Origin of the sequence: Lacticaseibacillus sharpeae JCM 1186 = DSM 20505 (assembly GCF_001436225.1) — a bacterium.
In the GTDB taxonomy this organism is placed as follows: Bacteria; Bacillota; Bacilli; order Lactobacillales; family Lactobacillaceae; genus Lacticaseibacillus; species Lacticaseibacillus sharpeae.
This window is the reverse complement of sequence record NZ_AYYO01000050.1, coordinates 424-14,757: the sequence shown is the minus strand read 5'-3', so window position 1 is coordinate 14,757 and position 14,334 is coordinate 424. Positions and strand designations below refer to the sequence as shown.

Here is a 14,334-nt window from a genome sequence, read left to right as displayed (position 1 = left end):
GAACTGACCATAAGCCTGTGAGAGCGCCTGCACTGACAATCAAGACTAACTGTATTGGGTAGTGATGATAAAGACTGAATAATAACGCTCCAATGGCATAACCTGTTGCTACACATCCAAGTAACAGGAAAAACCAAAGGTAGCATGGAACCCGGCGCGAAGACCCAAACTCACGCTTTAATTCGACTCCCATCAATCTCTGAACCAGTAGTACCAGAAGCGACACCAACCAAGATTTTTTACCGTGCATCCCCGCTGTGGCTTGTTCATACTCCCATAAGGCACGTCGTAAAGCTGAACTCGCATCAAGGTACCTACTGCGTCGCGGATTCTTCATGATCCATTTACGCTCGTTTTCTGCCTGTGGTTTCGTCATTCTGTTCACACTACCTCCGTTTAATTCATTAACCATGCTGTGCTGCGTACCGTTCAGCATTAACGACCAGCTGTAATACATATTCGCTACCCATGTAACCACCCGATAACGACCAATCACCAAGTCGTGATTTGAGGTCCAACAGCATTTCTGCAGGTAACTTTGAACTTACGGCACGAAGCCTGGACGCATACTCACTTACCCGCTCATTTCGCTCCCGTTGTGCTTTAGCCGCCTCTCCGTAGATCAGGTAAGCTGCTACCCTCATCTGGTGCAGGGTGTCCATAAACAGCATTGAGCTCCATTCACGAAACCTGATAGAAACTGGTAACCAGTCTAATCCCGCCATTTCAAAATCGTCCTTCATTTCTTGCTCGTTGTTCTGTGCAAAAATACACCTAAGCATTCCGATAAATGACATCGACGCGTCACTATCTGTTACAGCCTTCATAATCCAGTCGCACCGTTCCCGAACAAAATCAGGCAGATCACCATCTTTAGGCAGCACTGTTGCTGGTTCATCATTTTTTCGGTAAATTGTCGCGTAGTTTTGAATTATTTCATCATCTGGTCCGAATTCCTTGTACATCAATTTTTCTCCCTTCGTTTGACCCTGTGTGCTTTTGTTACCATCTTGGCTAAATTGAGTGCAGCGAGATTAATCTCCGGATCAGCTGAACTCAACCCCCGACGGTTGTATTGCAGCATCTCTGCCTTCGTCATCAGCATCAAGTTATCAAGTGACACATTCAGCTTGTTACCGTCAATGAAGGTGATTGCCATCCCCGCCGGGCGCGGCCCGTGTGCAGACTCCCACTTCAATACATGAGTCTGCCGCCACCGCTTCCACATGGGGCCAGTATCCTTGACCTTAGTCCACAGGTAGCCATCACTTTTTACTTTGGTGGTCCCGATTGGTAATTTATTTACCGGTTCATGACCGCTCTTAAATTCAGTTGCTGGATTACGGTGTTCGCCAGGCTTGATTTGCATCTTGGCATTGAGCACCTGCCGTTTCTTGATTCGCCCATCAAATCCCGTCAGCAGGTGATGATTACGAACGTATGAGTGCACCTGACTAACAGTAAAAGTGATTCCGAACTCCGTGTGCACGAATTCGGATATTTCAAAATAGTGGTGGCCAGGAACGTATGCATCCAGCACAGTCCGTTGCTGTCGTGTGAATCGGCTACTTCCCATCACTGGCATCCCCAAGGAGAATTCGCGGTCGGTCTTTGGTCGCTGCACTAAGGTTGTCACCGAAAGCAATTTTAGCTTTCAGAATGAGCGCAGCGTTTTCAATTATGGTGCCACCAAGACTAGAAATTGCATTAGACCGCTTTATTTCAGTATCGATTCGATCATCGCTAAGGTCCTCATCATCTAACCGTTCCATCTCAGCAAATAGATGATTGTTCAAATCATCCATAGTATTCTTTATTCCCATAAAATCATCTCCAAGTATTTTTGATTCCATCTAAAATCTGATTATTCAGTTCCTTTTCTGCCTCTTCGGGTGTGACATTAGGCGCGATATGTGTGTATGAGTGTGGTCCACTTGTCCAGGTGAACGAAATATGCTGATGCAGTCCACACTGAACATGGTGAAGATCAACATCCCGCAGCGGTTCAACACGATATTCGCAATCCTCAATCTTCGGTGCCTTGTATTCTGTGCGTAACTCAAACGCGAAATAACCAATAACGCGTTCGTGATATAGAACACAATACCAATCAGTGCCACCCATCCCCGTGGTGTGCGCTGGCAGTTTCTTCCCCCACCATTCAATTACCACATCAAAGTTGATGGTTAGACCCATGAACACCAATGGAACCAGTGGAACTTCAATGAATTTACGTGCCATCACACCACCTCTGGAAATTGAGAATCATAGAACGGGGAACCCTGGCGTCGAATTATAACGCTGTCCCGATTGATAGTGTGTCCATTGACTGATAGTGATCCAATTACAAGCCACCCGTTTCGGTTCCAATGAGGTTGTTCAACTGTATGCACTGGTAGTGTGAGATTGAAGCGTTCAACCTGGCCGAACTTGTCGGTATATTCAACATGCCAATTCTGACGATTAGGCTTCACTGTCATCGGCATCCCCCATAAAGAAATTGAGTAGTGCATCCTCTTCAATCAGCTCACAGCGAAAAAGATTGCACACGCCTTTCACGGCTTCAGGTTCGTACTTCATGCGATCAAAACTAAACGAGATTAGAATCGCAATCATAATTTTTTGTAGCTTCGACTGTGACTCCCACTGCGCGGTCAACAATCGAGTAGCCACCTCGGGCTGCAATACAGCTAACACCGCAATATCATTGCCACCCGTGCCCATTGCTTTCAGAATCAGTTTTTCACTCTTTGTGAGTTTAATCATGCTGCATCCTTTCTGCGCCACAATCTAAGTAGCGCGCTCCATTCACCAGTGACTGGATTCTTCTCGTATTCGATTGGCGCGGTAATCTTCCAACCTGAATACTGTTTCTCAAAGAAGATGAACCCAGCCGCAGGATCAAAAGCATTTTCTCTTAACCGTTTCCGGCTGTATTTGTGGTCATTATTGCGTGACACTGGTCGTTTCAAATTACGTGAGCTCGACCAGCGTTTCTTGCCCTTTGGATTCTTGATCATGTACATGGCCAGACCCTCGACACCATTACGAAGCTTGTCGAAATCCGGATCAATACGCTTGGTGCTCACGAGGCCCAGCTTGTGCATCCCCGTCTTGCCGTTCACCAGCATCCGCTCTCGCCACAAGCCTTCGAGAGTATCCCGGTCCATACCGTTCATCAGCAGGTGGTGGTGAATACGAGTGGTCAGGTGGCCGTCTTCATCCTCGTTGTATTCAGTGACAAGGATGTACTTGAGTGGATCCAGACCGAGCTTCTTACGCTTATCCTTTACCCGCCGAAGAAATTTGGTTACATGCTTCTCGGCTTCATCAACCGTCTTGGGTAGGTACTCATCTGTGTAGGTCAGGGTAACAAACAGGTCATTCTCACCGAAGTTTCCATTCGCCAATTGAGTAAGGTATCGGCGTGCATTCTTATCGTTCAGGTTACCCTGGGCTGGTGCCGTTTCCCTGACTCGTTTGCTTCTGGTTCCCTTCTTTTGTGGAGCATCCTGCGCAGTGTCTCGAGCAAAGATATCTACCTCCATGTACCCGTCCACCACGGTCTTCTTCTCTCGCACGTACAGCATGTTCCGGCCTCCTCTGTTTTTCTCCGTCGTAATGTTAATAGCTATAACAAGCCCGACATTGACCTGACACCAGGTCTAAAAAAACAGTCGTTGACCGACTGCACCTACTTGATTAGAATGAAGTTGTCTAGGTTTCATTCTTGTCGTTGGCTTCGGTCAATGACTTTTTTTATGCTCATTTTTTGAGCACCAGTTCTGGGAACGAGGACTTGATGACTTCGATAACACCGTCCCGATCCTCATTCGTGCCCCAGAAACGAACCGCGATAGTGGCGGTCTCATCGTCAGCGAATGGCTCTGATTCGATGTCGACACTAGCCCCACTGGCAACCCGCTTAATAACTGGCTTCAGCTTGGCTGGTAACGACCATGCAAACTGCATGGAGTCCTCAAATTTCAATTCCTGGTGCTTGTTTACTGCATTGGTCATAATGCTTGCTCCCTTTCTTGTCGTCGCAGTCTACCCACGGCATCGTCGTAATCTGCTTGTGCTACTTTAAGCTCAACATTCACGTGCGTCAGGGCATCAGTAAGGCCCTGACGTTGGCCGATAATGTCTAGCCGTTCGTGAACGGTCTTGGCACGCTTTTGTTCCGCTTCGCTGCGGTCAATGTCTGTTAGGATTTCAGCGCGCACGTTTTGCAGGTGAAACACTTGCTGCCCACGTTGGTGCAATTCCTCGGTGAGGCTCCGCATTTGCTTGTTTGCTCGCATCCTCATCACCTCCTTCAGGCGCCAGATCAATAGCAATAAGAAATGCGTGCCAACCGCGCAGCTCGATATACGTCGCGGCACTCGCTGCACACGCGACAATCAGCAGCGCAGCGATAGTTCGCTGATGCCCGAACGTCCACTCAATTATTTGACCGAGCGGCTGCATGAATGAGTTCATCATGTTCTCACCTCCTTACTGAGCGGTTTGTATTCTTTCCCAGTTCTTCTCAATCCAGAAGCACATGGCACGGGCTTGGATTCGATATGGTCCGTTTGACTTGACTGTCGGCTCGTCTTTTGGAAAACGAACGGGGCCACCATTCCGGTGATCAAGTTCGTGCCAGTTAGCACGAAGAATCACCTGGCTTACAAACTTGCTATCACGTTTGACCGTCTTGGCCACGTCCTCGAGACTCCAGGTCACTCCGTATAAGTCGGGGCGAACGTAATCTGGAACCTCGGGAAACGTAATGCGGTCTTGCAGCTTTGTTCTTGGCATGTATGACACCTTCTTTCTATGAGATAATGAGTTCAACACTATACGGGAGACGATACTGATGAACTGGATTGGACTAATCGTGTTACTAGTGGGTATATTTCTTGGCCGAATACTAATTACAAAAGACAATTTGAATAAGGTTTGTAAAATCGACGAGCAGTATAACGACTGGGTTGTAGACACTACCAAAACCAGACCGAGCAACGCTGTATTTGCCGATCTTTACAAGGCATACTCAGGCAACACAACACTTGGTGTTCCCCATTATCGAGGTAATCGCGCGGTCATAATCACTGAACAGGTTGATGTCATTGCCAGCTTTCCTTCAACGGACAGGCAGATTATGTCTCAACAGCTGCCCTTGATTGGAACTATGAGAGACTTCTTCAAAGAACGATATGCCGAAAACTTCTCAGTAATCTTCTGGATTAAGCAGGTAATATACCTACCCCAGTCCGCATTCCGCTATTTGGGCATTAAAGAAAACTCCATTGCTAATAAGCTTGGAAATTTCATCTGGTGGATTATCATCACCATTGGTCTAATATACAAACCGCTACTCGCTAAGCTGATTTCTTCATTTTTATAATTTGGTAAACCAGTTTGAGAAACGTGCCGGCAAACGTTAACGTAAAGGCAACTATTAGCATCGTTCGTACATCTCCGTGGCTAATTAACGTGCCAAGCCCCAGCAAAGTTGCAAACCCCAAACCTGCAGACAACTCTTCCGCCAGTTCATTGGCGGAATTTTTTTTTGCCAATAAAATTCACCACCATTTACAGGACCCGTGAGCTCATATGTTACTGGTCTTCACAATCACAATCAGATTCACGATATTCATGATTAAGTTCAAAATCAGCACAATTGTCAGCAACACTAATCACTCAACTCCTTCAACTTGTCTCGATACAGATAATCGATGGCACAAACCAGGTCGAGCAACGCCTTGTGCCCTTCCTCGGTGAGTGATGCGTACAAATCAGTAGCAAGACTGATGCGCAACTGATGAATTTGCTCCACGGTAAGTCCGACCGTCAGTCCTTTACCATATTCGATAACAGTTCTATCAATGGGATCACTCGGGTCGAAATTGTGCAGCTCCTCCGTGAAAATCATCCCCATCACCTCCTTTCTATGTGGGATAATTGGCTCATCTTCTGATGAAAGGAGGTGACAAAATGTCTCTAAAAGTTGATACCGATGGCTTAGACGAACTCGCACGTAATGCTCATGAGTTATCCAAGCAAAAGGAGGTTTCAATTTACGAACTGATGAATAACCAGTTCGTTAGTCATCACTCCAAGTTCGGCAGCCTTGATGAGCTGTTGGCTGCGGCCGGAATCCACAACCAGCAACAATTCGAAGAGTATCCAGATGAAAAGCTCGATAAATTCATTGCCGAAAACACAGACCTGAGCAACTGGACGTCTATGCAGGAGGACGCCATGACTTCTTGGTTGTCTAAGAGCCTAGGTTTTTAGACTCATCATTCATGTACCGCGCTATTTGCTCTAAAGTTTTGATTAGCTGCTTAGATTGGCTAGATGCTAGTTTGAGCAGCTTTTCTAGTTCACGCACTCTTTGTAGAGCATCGATGGTAACGCTCGCCAACTCCATCACCTCCCTTTGTCGTCAGCAGTGAATAGATACTCTAGCGGCGAATAAGATCATTCAATATCTCACCGTGAGATATTAGTCTTCAAAGAAAAGGGAACCAACCTTTAGCCCCATCTTCTTCGCTAAAATGTACATCTCGTAATCGTTGAATGGATACGCCCCCCGTTCCTTAAGCTCATATTGTCGACGACTAACGCCAATCAAATCTGCCGCGTATTGTGTCGTCCATTTTCGTTGGCTACGCTCGCCAAGAAGCTTAGTCTTTGGCTTCAAAAATTGAACTCGAAGCTCCTCCTTGGTTGTTCCTAATGGCATTTGACCACCTCATTTCGAAATCAGTATCTCACATTGAGATATTTTGTCAACGGATATTTTCGCATTTTGAGATATTTATGTTGTCTTTCTCCAAAACTGTGATATTCTTATCTCATAAAATAAAGGTAGGTTCAAACATGGCTACTAACATTCTAGGTCCTACAATTCGCGCTTTGCGTAAAGAAAAAGGACTAACGCAAAAAGATTTAAGTAATCTGACCGGAATCGCCCAGAACACAATTTCAAATCACGAAAATCAAAACAGATCACTAGATGAAAACGACATTCGTATATATGCTAATGCGCTAAGCGTTCAAGTACAGGACTTATACAACATGGCTGAGGCCATGGCCACCAAGAATCAGCAGATGCGTGAAATAAATGAACGTCAAACGTCCATTGATCACATCTATTCAATTTTGCCACAACTCAATTCAGATCACGTTAAGTCAGTTGAGGAATTTGCTACAAAGCAACTAACCGACCAGCATGAAACATCAAAACTGGTTAAGCCTTTCAGCACATTAAACGAACCCACTGCCGAGTACACCTACGACGAACCCGAACTACTCGCCGCCCACATCGATGACGACGCCACACCTGAAGAACGAGAAGCCATTATGGAATGGGCCAGAAACAGAAAAAGATTACGTAACAAAAAGGATTGATTGCATGGACGTACAAGAACGATACCTTGCCGATAATGACAGTTATGAGTATATTTTCACCAGCGATTTGCCGTCCAAGCTTGGTGGTATGTGTGAGGACAACGTGATTTACATTGACGCTAGACGTGACTACCGTGAACAAACGGCAATCATTGCTGAAGAGGTCGCCCACCAGCTGGTTAGTTCTGGCGACACACTAGACTACAGCGCTCCTGGCACCGCCCAATCAGAAACACAGGCGCGACGGCTTGCCGCCAAGTCGCTCGTCCCACTTGAAAGTCTAGTTAAAGCCTGGCGGGACGCAGCGGTGTGTGTGGCTGAGATAGCTGATTACTGTGAGGTTCCGGAACACTCAGTGCTTGAAGCAATCGAGGCTTACCGTGTTGAATATGGCGAGCATTTTATGTATGACGGTCTCACGTTTGACCTGAGCAACGGGTTACGAATTTTAGAGTGATGTAAAAGGAGGAGCATTATGGGATTTGGGGATATGTTCAAGGCTAAGGAGTTCAAAGCGGAGATAGACCGACTACAGGCCGACAACGCTGAGCTCAAACAGCAAAATAGCAAATTAAACGAATTGAATCAGCGCAAAATTGCTCTAGAGGCAATGCCTGCAGAACAATTAGATGCCGAGATTGTTCAACTCACACAAACGAGAGATAAACTCGCATCTGCTCTATCTTCCGGCACCGAGACTGCTAAACAGTTGCAGAGTAAACTTGTAGCCATGACCGATAAGAAAACAGCGCTCGAAAAGGAAATTCTTGTGATTACAGATGACGTGGCCATGCAGGACTTCGGTTTATACCGTCCGCAGTACGCATTTGCCAACGCGCTCGACTATAAAGATAAGTTGGCAGACATCCGTGCTCAGCAGAAACAAATGATTAAAAACTCCAGTGCCGGAAATATTTTCAGGCCAATGACCTTGGATGGTTCATCATCTAAGGGCCGGTCTATGCAAAACAAGAACATCAAGCAGCTACTACGATCATTTAATGGTGAATGCGAAGCGGCTATTGGCAAGGTGACCTATTCTAACTTTGACCGCGTAGTTGCTCGGATAAATAAATCCTTTGAACAGCTCAACAAGTTGAACGATCCAAATGGTGTTCGCCTTACCGAAGATTACCGTAACCTGAAACAGGATGAATTACATTTAGCTTTTGAGTATGCCAATAAGAAACAGGTCGAGAAAGAGGAGCTTCGTGAACAGCGCGAACGCGAACGCGAAGAGAAGCAAGCACAAAAGGAAATCGCCGATAAGCAGAAGCAGTTGCTGAAGGACCTCAACCATTATCAGAAGGCACTCTCCGAACTGCAAGAAAAAATGGAATCTCAATCCGGTCAGGACCGTGCTGATACAGAGAAAGCAATCGCTGAAATGCAGGCTAAAATCGACGAATCTGAAGCACAGCAAAAAGATTTGGATTACCGCAAGGAACACGCAACTGCTGGCTATGTATACATCATTTCTAACATCGGCTCCTTCGGTGAAGACGTCGTTAAAATTGGTGTTACCCGTCGTCTGGACCCTATGGATCGCATCGATGAACTTGGGTCAGCATCCGTACCCTTCAAGTTCGATGTCCACGCATTGATTTTCTCCTATGATGCTTACGCGCTCGAGGCAGACTTACACAAGCGGTTTGAAAAACAAAGAATCAACAAGGTCAACATGCGTAAGGAATACTTCAAGATTCCAATCGAACAGGTTGAATCAGTTCTTGAGGAATACAAGGACTTGACAGTCGACTTCAACGCACGACCCGAGGCGCCAGAATATCGTCAATCCTTGGCTCTTGAAAACTAACAACATACCTATGACACTCTCAGAGGAGTAGCTCAACAAGCACAAAATAAAATCAACAAGTTAGGAGTAAAGCCATGACCAGCAAACAATTTAGAGTAATTGCAATTTCAGATAAGTACACACTTGCAATTAACGCAGGTATCAAAGATAAAATAAAAGAAGGAGACCAATTTGATATTCTGGATAATGATACAAAGCAATTAATTGATCCAGAAACCCATGAATTATTGGCGACCATTCAACAAAAAAAACAACGAATTTATGTAAAAGAGGTTTTTGAAAAATATAGCGTGTGCCAATCACAATACAAGCAAGAGTCAATTTCGGCGGGCAATTTAGCGACTGCTTTGCTATCGGATGCTTCAAGAGTTAGTGATCCGCGAATTCGCACACGTATAATCGGTAGGCCGATGAATGTTAATTCTAAAGACGCTTCAAATATTTTTGCAAAGTATAACTTTGGAGAAATCCATATTGGAGATTATGTTGTAAAGGTAAACAAATAATTTTGACATTTCGGGGAAAAATAGCTATACTCAAATTACTTTGAGAGGTGCTACGGTTCGATGGCACACGGCAAAACTCCCCGACTGATGTCGAGGAGTTTTTTCGTATGACAAAAAAATCAGTATTTGATAAACCCTTCGTTGACTTTCCTGATTTGATAGACGTTCTTAAGAAACGTGGTTTAACAATTATCAATGATTTTCAAGCTATTGATTTGCTGAAAGATTATGGATATTACAAGTTGATCAACGGTTATAAAAAGAATTACCAGCAGTCCCCTAGTAACGGAGATGAGACGTTCATACCAGGCGCAACCATGGATCAACTATTTGCCCAATTCGTACTAGACTCTCAGTTTCAGGAACTTTTTTTAACAACTGTTTTCCCTGTTGAAAATCATTTTAAAAATTTAATTGGCTACGAAGTTGCAAAAAAGTTCGGAGTTAACAACTTTACGAAGGATGACCCTAAGAATCCTGATCCAAAAGTACAATCATATCTGCATCCTGATAACTACACGGGGAGTACACGAAACGATGTTGTAAGTTACATTCACAATCGAGTACTAGATAGTGACGACAATCCAGTAGCTTATTATAAAACCCACAAGAACCATATTCCGCCTTGGATAATGATGTCAAACATGACTTTGGGGTCGGCAGTACGTTATTTCCAAATACTACCAAAGTCACTCAAAACAAATATTGTTCAAGAGATTGTGGACCCAATAGATGGCGAAGATATAGGTGCAAAAAAGGAACTTGTGACAATTGGTTTTGAAATTCTTCGTCAATTTAGGAATGCCTCAGCCCACTCAAATCCGTTATACCTCTATAAAGCCAAATTAGAATCAAATCCCTCTCCGAGAATAATGTCAACCTACATTGGCTCAGGCATAGTTAGAAAAAAATCATTGGTAGGTCGAAACGATTTATTCTCGGCATTATTGTTTCTACTAATGCTTACTCAAAAACCAGTACGCAGATCACTTTTTATTCAGTCATTACAGGATATAGAAGACAGTTATTTATTTGATGAAAATGATTTCACCACTTCTGTATACAACGACTATCTTATCAATTCTGGACTACCGGTTAATTATATTGAACAGCTTCGAAAAGCCAATGTAGAACTTACTAAACATTCTAAAATTCATAGTCAAATTACTGTAACCTCTACGTCAGGTGATTCGCTAAACGTACCTTTAATTCTGAATCGACACCCAAGCGGCTCGGTTGCGCAGGAACAAACCGTTTGGGTTACCAAACGAGGAAAAAGTTACCACCATAGTAAGGAGTGTGCCGCACTAAAAACTTCATCTCAGGAACCGTACGAAATAACACTAATTGACGCGCAATCAAAGGGTTTAACCAAATGTAAGCGTGAAAAATAAAAATCCCTATCCTCTCACTTTGGCGGGCGAAGGATAGGGATGATGAACAAATCGCGTTAGAATGCGACGCTTTTTGTATACCCAATTTTAACACAAGGAGAGATTCACATGACCATATATAAGCGCAAAAATCGCGCCAGCAAACCCTGGGTCTTCGAATGGACCGAAAAAGATGCTGACGGCAAGCCACACAAACGAACTAAAAGCTTCGACAAGAAGGAAGATGCCAAGCAGGCTGAAGCGCACTACATGGTGGATACGACTGGGGAAATGCCCAATAACCCAGACATGACCTTCGTTGACTACTTTGAGCTATGGCTGGATACGTACAAGAAGCCAGTGGTGTCGGCTGTCACCATGACCAAGTACGCCACTTCTCAAAACATCATTGCCGGTTACTGGAAGCAGACCAAGCTGCGCGACATCACTCGCACCAAATACCAGAAATTCATGAATTGGTACATTGACGATGGCTTTGGGCATAAGCACAGCAAGCAATCTGTCGAGAAACTGCACTCACACGCCCACCAGTGCCTCCTGTCCGCACTCGATGACAACTACCTGCGTAAGGATCCCGCGGTGCGTGCTGTCCTCGGAGGGACTGAGGGCAAGTCGGAAAATGACAAGTTCCTAGAGGCCGATGACTTCGAGAAGCTGCGCGACTACGCAAACCATTTTGCTGACGAGACGCGCATCGGCTTATCCATGGTTCAGTTTGCAATCTACACCGGGGCACGCGTTGCTGAGGTCCAAGGCATCAGCTGGCACGACATCGATGAGAAGGCCGGTACCGTCAGTATCAACAAGACGTTTAACTACCGTACATGGCGCCCAGAGAAGAACGAGCGCGGCGAAGTCATTTGGGATAAACCAGACAGGGTGTTCCTGCCCACCAAGAACCACGAGACGCGCGTTTTGGACATCTCCCCTGTACTTATGCACTCGTTACACAAACTCATGTTGAGGGCTAAGATAAGCGCCAAAACGAACCCATACGGTCTGTTGTTCATCGGTCCTGACGGCACACCGCCAACTGACAACGATGCCAACAAGGAAATGCGCCGTGCCATGCAGCGGATTGGCATCTATGAAGGCAAAGAACTATTTTCCTTTCACGGCCTGCGCCACAGCCATGGCAGCTACCTGTTAAGCCGAGGTGTCGACGTACAATATGTCTCGAAGCGCTTGGGCCATAAGAACCTCGCTATTACCCTGAAGGTATACGCCCACGTCCTAGACCGGCTAAAGCGTACTGAGGCCAAGAAAGCAGTCAGTGTACTATGATAAATACAAAAAAATCAGTTTTGCTCTTACTCTCCCAAGGGTTACAGCCGTTTTTACCGACCAAATTTCTAAAAAATAAGCGTTTGGTCGGTAGTTGGTCGGTGAAGTTGCTCCGTACTCCCCTTTACTTACCGGTACAAAAAAAGAGGAACGTTGATTTAACAACGTTCCTCCTCACTTACCGGCACTCTCCGTTACTGGAAAAATGCCATTTCTACCGGTGATCGGGGTCGAACCGATACTCTATCTCTAGAACTGGATTTTGAATCCAGCGCGTCTGCCTATTCCGCCACACCGGCATAACTATAAAACTTCCAGCGGCGGGGCCGCAAGGAAGGCGGTAACCGGATTTGAACCGGTGATTAAGGTTTTGCAGACCTCTGCCTTACCACTTGGCTATACCGCCATCAAATGCTATCCCAACGGGAATTGGGATAGCTGGATTCGAACCAGCGCATGACGGAGTCAAAGTCCGTTGCCTTACCGCTTGGCTATACCCCAATTAAAAGGGCGGTATGTGGGAATCGAACCCACGTATGCTGGTACCACAAACCAGTGTGTTAACCACTTCACCAATACCGCCATAAATATTTTGTTACCAGGGATAGTAGGAGTTGAACCCACATCGACGGTTTTGGAGACCGTTGTTCTACCATTGAACTATATCCCTATTACATGGGGGATGTAGGACTCGAACCTACGAACCCGAAGGAGCGGATTTACAGTCCGCCGCAATTGCCGCTATGCGAATCCCCCATAAATGGCGCGGGACGGAATCGAACCGCCGACACATGGAGCTTCAATCCATTGCTCTACCAACTGAGCTACCGAGCCATTTAACGGTCGCAGCGGGACTCGAACCCGCGATCTCATCCGTGACAGGGATGCGTCCTAACCAACTAGACCATGCGACCAAAATATTCAGTTCAATTGCGGGAGTAGGGTTTGAACCTACGACCTTCGGGTTATGAGCCCGACGAGCTACCAGACTGCTCCATCCCGCGATAATAAGGAGAATGAGGGATTCGAACCCCCGCGTGGTTTGACCCACCTGACGGTTTTCAAGACCGTTCCCTTCAGCCAGACTTGGGTAATTCTCCATTAAAGCTGAAACTATGACCCGTACGGGATTCGGACCCATGTTACCGCCGTGAAAGGGCGGTGTCTTAACCACTTGACCAACGGGCCATCAACGGAGAAGGAGAGATTCGAACTCTCGCGCCAGTTTCCCGACCTACACCCTTAGCAGGGGCGCCTCTTCAGCCACTTGAGTACTTCTCCATGATGGTGATATTAAATTATAATGGGCCTAAATGGACTTGAACCATCGACCTCACGCTTATCAGGCGTGCGCTCTAACCAGCTGAGCTATAGGCCCATAAAGCGGGTGACGAGAATCGAACTCGCGACAACAGCTTGGAAGGCTGTGGTTTTACCACTAAACTACACCCGCAAACCTGAATGGCGCGGGACGGAATCGAACCGCCGACACATGGAGCTTCAATCCATTGCTCTACCAACTGAGCTACCGATCCGATTCACCGGTCGCAGCGGGACTCGAACCCGCGATCTCATCCGTGACAGGGATGCGTCCTAACCAACTAGACCATGCGACCAAAATATTCAGTTCAATTGCGGGAGTAGGGTTTGAACCTACGACCTTCGGGTTATGAGCCCGACGAGCTACCAGACTGCTCCATCCCGCGATAACCATATTATATTACCAAACTCCGCCCACCTTGTAAAGATGGACCTTGTAGGACTCGAACCTACGACCGGACGGTTATGAGCCGTCTGCTCTAACCAACTGAGCTAAAGGTCCAAGACCAATCGCGGCGGGGGGGATCGAACCCTCGACCTCCCGGGTATGAACCGGACGCTCTAGCCAGCTGAGCTACACCGCGAAGTGCTTAAACGGACTTTCGTCCTA

20 protein-coding genes and 19 tRNA genes are annotated in these 14,334 nt (G+C 46.1%); 8 read left to right on the top strand and 31 right to left on the bottom strand.

Features of this window, described 5'->3' with window-relative positions:
* Positions 1-404: 404 nt before the first annotated feature.
* The 9 genes from FC18_RS09520 to FC18_RS09480 all read right to left on the bottom strand — a co-directional run bounded on the left by FC18_RS09520 (position 405) and on the right by FC18_RS09480 (position 4,803).
* Positions 405-965, bottom strand: a complete 561-nt coding sequence (locus tag FC18_RS09520) for a DUF6877 family protein (protein ID WP_054678587.1) — start codon at positions 963-965, stop codon at positions 405-407.
* Positions 965-1,576: an HNH endonuclease signature motif containing protein gene (locus FC18_RS09515; RefSeq protein WP_054678581.1), complete on the bottom strand. Its 612-nt coding sequence runs from the start codon at positions 1,574-1,576 to the stop codon at positions 965-967. The genes FC18_RS09520 and FC18_RS09515 overlap by 1 nt, the downstream gene beginning before the upstream one ends.
* Positions 1,566-1,823 (bottom strand): hypothetical protein, encoded by a 258-nt coding sequence (locus FC18_RS09510; RefSeq protein ID WP_202813297.1) that lies wholly within the window; start codon positions 1,821-1,823, stop codon positions 1,566-1,568. Before FC18_RS09510 ends, FC18_RS09515 begins: the two co-directional genes overlap by 11 nt.
* A 4-nt stretch (positions 1,824-1,827) precedes the next feature.
* Positions 1,828-2,241, bottom strand: coding sequence for a hypothetical protein (locus FC18_RS09505; protein WP_054678578.1), 414 nt, complete (start codon positions 2,239-2,241; stop codon positions 1,828-1,830).
* Positions 2,242-2,463: 222 nt separating this feature from the next.
* Entirely contained in the window at positions 2,464-2,766 is a 303-nt protein-coding gene (locus tag FC18_RS09500) for a hypothetical protein (protein ID WP_054678574.1), read from the bottom strand.
* Positions 2,763-3,590, bottom strand: a complete 828-nt coding sequence (locus tag FC18_RS09495; protein ID WP_054678571.1) for a rolling circle replication-associated protein — start codon at positions 3,588-3,590, stop codon at positions 2,763-2,765. Before FC18_RS09495 ends, FC18_RS09500 begins: the two co-directional genes overlap by 4 nt.
* 175 nt (positions 3,591-3,765) lie before the next feature.
* Positions 3,766-4,020, bottom strand: coding sequence for a hypothetical protein (locus FC18_RS09490; RefSeq protein WP_056976160.1), 255 nt, complete (start codon positions 4,018-4,020; stop codon positions 3,766-3,768).
* The gene (locus tag FC18_RS09485; RefSeq protein ID WP_054678565.1) at positions 4,017-4,304 is read right to left on the bottom strand and encodes a hypothetical protein; all 288 of its coding nucleotides are present in this window, start codon (positions 4,302-4,304) and stop codon (positions 4,017-4,019) included. The genes FC18_RS09490 and FC18_RS09485 overlap by 4 nt, the downstream gene beginning before the upstream one ends.
* 193 nt (positions 4,305-4,497) lie before the next feature.
* Positions 4,498-4,803, bottom strand: a complete 306-nt coding sequence (locus FC18_RS09480) for a DUF771 domain-containing protein (protein ID WP_054678561.1) — start codon at positions 4,801-4,803, stop codon at positions 4,498-4,500.
* Between the two features lie 58 nt (positions 4,804-4,861).
* On the opposite strand from FC18_RS09480, the gene FC18_RS09475 reads away from it, so the two are divergent.
* Entirely contained in the window at positions 4,862-5,392 is a 531-nt protein-coding gene (locus FC18_RS09475) for a hypothetical protein (RefSeq protein WP_054678558.1), read from the top strand.
* Here FC18_RS09475 and FC18_RS12125 read toward each other — a convergent pair.
* Positions 5,367-5,564 (bottom strand): hypothetical protein, encoded by a 198-nt coding sequence (locus FC18_RS12125; RefSeq protein WP_156300894.1) that lies wholly within the window; start codon positions 5,562-5,564, stop codon positions 5,367-5,369. The two genes, FC18_RS09475 and FC18_RS12125, sit on opposite strands and share 26 nt — an antisense overlap.
* A gap of 116 nt (positions 5,565-5,680) precedes the next feature.
* Entirely contained in the window at positions 5,681-5,920 is a 240-nt protein-coding gene (locus FC18_RS09470; RefSeq protein WP_054678555.1) for a hypothetical protein, read from the bottom strand.
* 62 nt (positions 5,921-5,982) lie between these two features.
* On the opposite strand from FC18_RS09470, the gene FC18_RS09465 reads away from it, so the two are divergent.
* Positions 5,983-6,285: a type 2 periplasmic-binding domain-containing protein gene (locus tag FC18_RS09465; RefSeq protein WP_054678553.1), complete on the top strand. Its 303-nt coding sequence runs from the start codon at positions 5,983-5,985 to the stop codon at positions 6,283-6,285.
* Between the two features lie 211 nt (positions 6,286-6,496).
* Here the strand turns inward: FC18_RS09465 and FC18_RS09460 are convergent, their stop codons facing one another.
* Entirely contained in the window at positions 6,497-6,736 is a 240-nt protein-coding gene (locus FC18_RS09460) for a helix-turn-helix transcriptional regulator (protein WP_056976158.1), read from the bottom strand.
* Positions 6,737-6,873: 137 nt separating this feature from the next.
* Between FC18_RS09460 and FC18_RS09455 the strand changes: the two genes are divergently transcribed.
* The 6 genes from FC18_RS09455 (at position 6,874) to FC18_RS09430 (ending at position 12,404) form a co-directional block, all read left to right on the top strand.
* A complete protein-coding gene (locus FC18_RS09455; RefSeq protein ID WP_056976157.1) occupies positions 6,874-7,404 on the top strand; it encodes a helix-turn-helix domain-containing protein in 531 nt (176 codons plus the stop codon).
* A 4-nt stretch (positions 7,405-7,408) separates the two neighbouring features.
* Positions 7,409-7,861 (top strand): ImmA/IrrE family metallo-endopeptidase, encoded by a 453-nt coding sequence (locus FC18_RS09450; protein WP_054678547.1) that lies wholly within the window; start codon positions 7,409-7,411, stop codon positions 7,859-7,861.
* An 18-nt stretch (positions 7,862-7,879) separates the two neighbouring features.
* Positions 7,880-9,220: an SNIPE associated domain-containing protein gene (locus FC18_RS09445; protein WP_054678543.1), complete on the top strand. Its 1,341-nt coding sequence runs from the start codon at positions 7,880-7,882 to the stop codon at positions 9,218-9,220.
* Positions 9,221-9,294: 74 nt separating this feature from the next.
* A complete protein-coding gene (locus tag FC18_RS09440; protein ID WP_054678537.1) occupies positions 9,295-9,726 on the top strand; it encodes a FlgT C-terminal domain-containing protein in 432 nt (143 codons plus the stop codon).
* A 107-nt stretch (positions 9,727-9,833) separates the two neighbouring features.
* Positions 9,834-11,120, top strand: a complete 1,287-nt coding sequence (locus FC18_RS09435; protein ID WP_054678535.1) for an Abi family protein — start codon at positions 9,834-9,836, stop codon at positions 11,118-11,120.
* 108 nt (positions 11,121-11,228) lie between these two features.
* Entirely contained in the window at positions 11,229-12,404 is a 1,176-nt protein-coding gene (locus tag FC18_RS09430) for a tyrosine-type recombinase/integrase (RefSeq protein WP_054678534.1), read from the top strand.
* A gap of 215 nt (positions 12,405-12,619) precedes the next feature.
* Here FC18_RS09430 and FC18_RS09425 read toward each other — a convergent pair.
* The 19 genes from FC18_RS09425 to FC18_RS09335 all read right to left on the bottom strand — a co-directional run bounded on the left by FC18_RS09425 (position 12,620) and on the right by FC18_RS09335 (position 14,308).
* Positions 12,620-12,703: transfer RNA gene (locus tag FC18_RS09425), tRNA-Leu, on the bottom strand.
* Positions 12,704-12,739: 36 nt separating this feature from the next.
* A tRNA-Cys gene (locus FC18_RS09420) sits at positions 12,740-12,810 on the bottom strand.
* A gap of 23 nt (positions 12,811-12,833) precedes the next feature.
* Positions 12,834-12,905: transfer RNA gene (locus FC18_RS09415), tRNA-Gln, on the bottom strand.
* A gap of 8 nt (positions 12,906-12,913) precedes the next feature.
* Positions 12,914-12,986, bottom strand: a tRNA-His gene (locus FC18_RS09410).
* 17 nt (positions 12,987-13,003) lie between these two features.
* A tRNA-Trp gene (locus tag FC18_RS09405) sits at positions 13,004-13,074 on the bottom strand.
* 6 nt (positions 13,075-13,080) lie between these two features.
* Positions 13,081-13,160 (bottom strand) — tRNA-Tyr (locus FC18_RS09400).
* Between the two features lie 5 nt (positions 13,161-13,165).
* Positions 13,166-13,238, bottom strand: a tRNA-Phe gene (locus FC18_RS09395).
* A 6-nt stretch (positions 13,239-13,244) separates the two neighbouring features.
* Positions 13,245-13,318, bottom strand: a tRNA-Asp gene (locus tag FC18_RS09390).
* A gap of 16 nt (positions 13,319-13,334) precedes the next feature.
* Positions 13,335-13,408, bottom strand: a tRNA-Met gene (locus tag FC18_RS09385).
* A gap of 6 nt (positions 13,409-13,414) precedes the next feature.
* Positions 13,415-13,504 (bottom strand) — tRNA-Ser (locus tag FC18_RS09380).
* 16 nt (positions 13,505-13,520) lie between these two features.
* A tRNA-Glu gene (locus FC18_RS09375) sits at positions 13,521-13,592 on the bottom strand.
* Positions 13,593-13,597: 5 nt separating this feature from the next.
* Positions 13,598-13,685, bottom strand: a tRNA-Ser gene (locus FC18_RS09370).
* A 23-nt stretch (positions 13,686-13,708) separates the two neighbouring features.
* Positions 13,709-13,782, bottom strand: a tRNA-Ile gene (locus tag FC18_RS09365).
* A 4-nt stretch (positions 13,783-13,786) separates the two neighbouring features.
* Positions 13,787-13,857, bottom strand: a tRNA-Gly gene (locus FC18_RS09360).
* 9 nt (positions 13,858-13,866) lie between these two features.
* Positions 13,867-13,939, bottom strand: a tRNA-Phe gene (locus tag FC18_RS09355).
* 7 nt (positions 13,940-13,946) lie between these two features.
* Positions 13,947-14,020 (bottom strand) — tRNA-Asp (locus FC18_RS09350).
* A gap of 16 nt (positions 14,021-14,036) precedes the next feature.
* A tRNA-Met gene (locus tag FC18_RS09345) sits at positions 14,037-14,110 on the bottom strand.
* Positions 14,111-14,152: 42 nt separating this feature from the next.
* Positions 14,153-14,226: transfer RNA gene (locus tag FC18_RS09340), tRNA-Ile, on the bottom strand.
* An 8-nt stretch (positions 14,227-14,234) separates the two neighbouring features.
* Positions 14,235-14,308, bottom strand: a tRNA-Met gene (locus FC18_RS09335).
* Between the last annotated feature and the right edge of the window lie 26 nt (positions 14,309-14,334).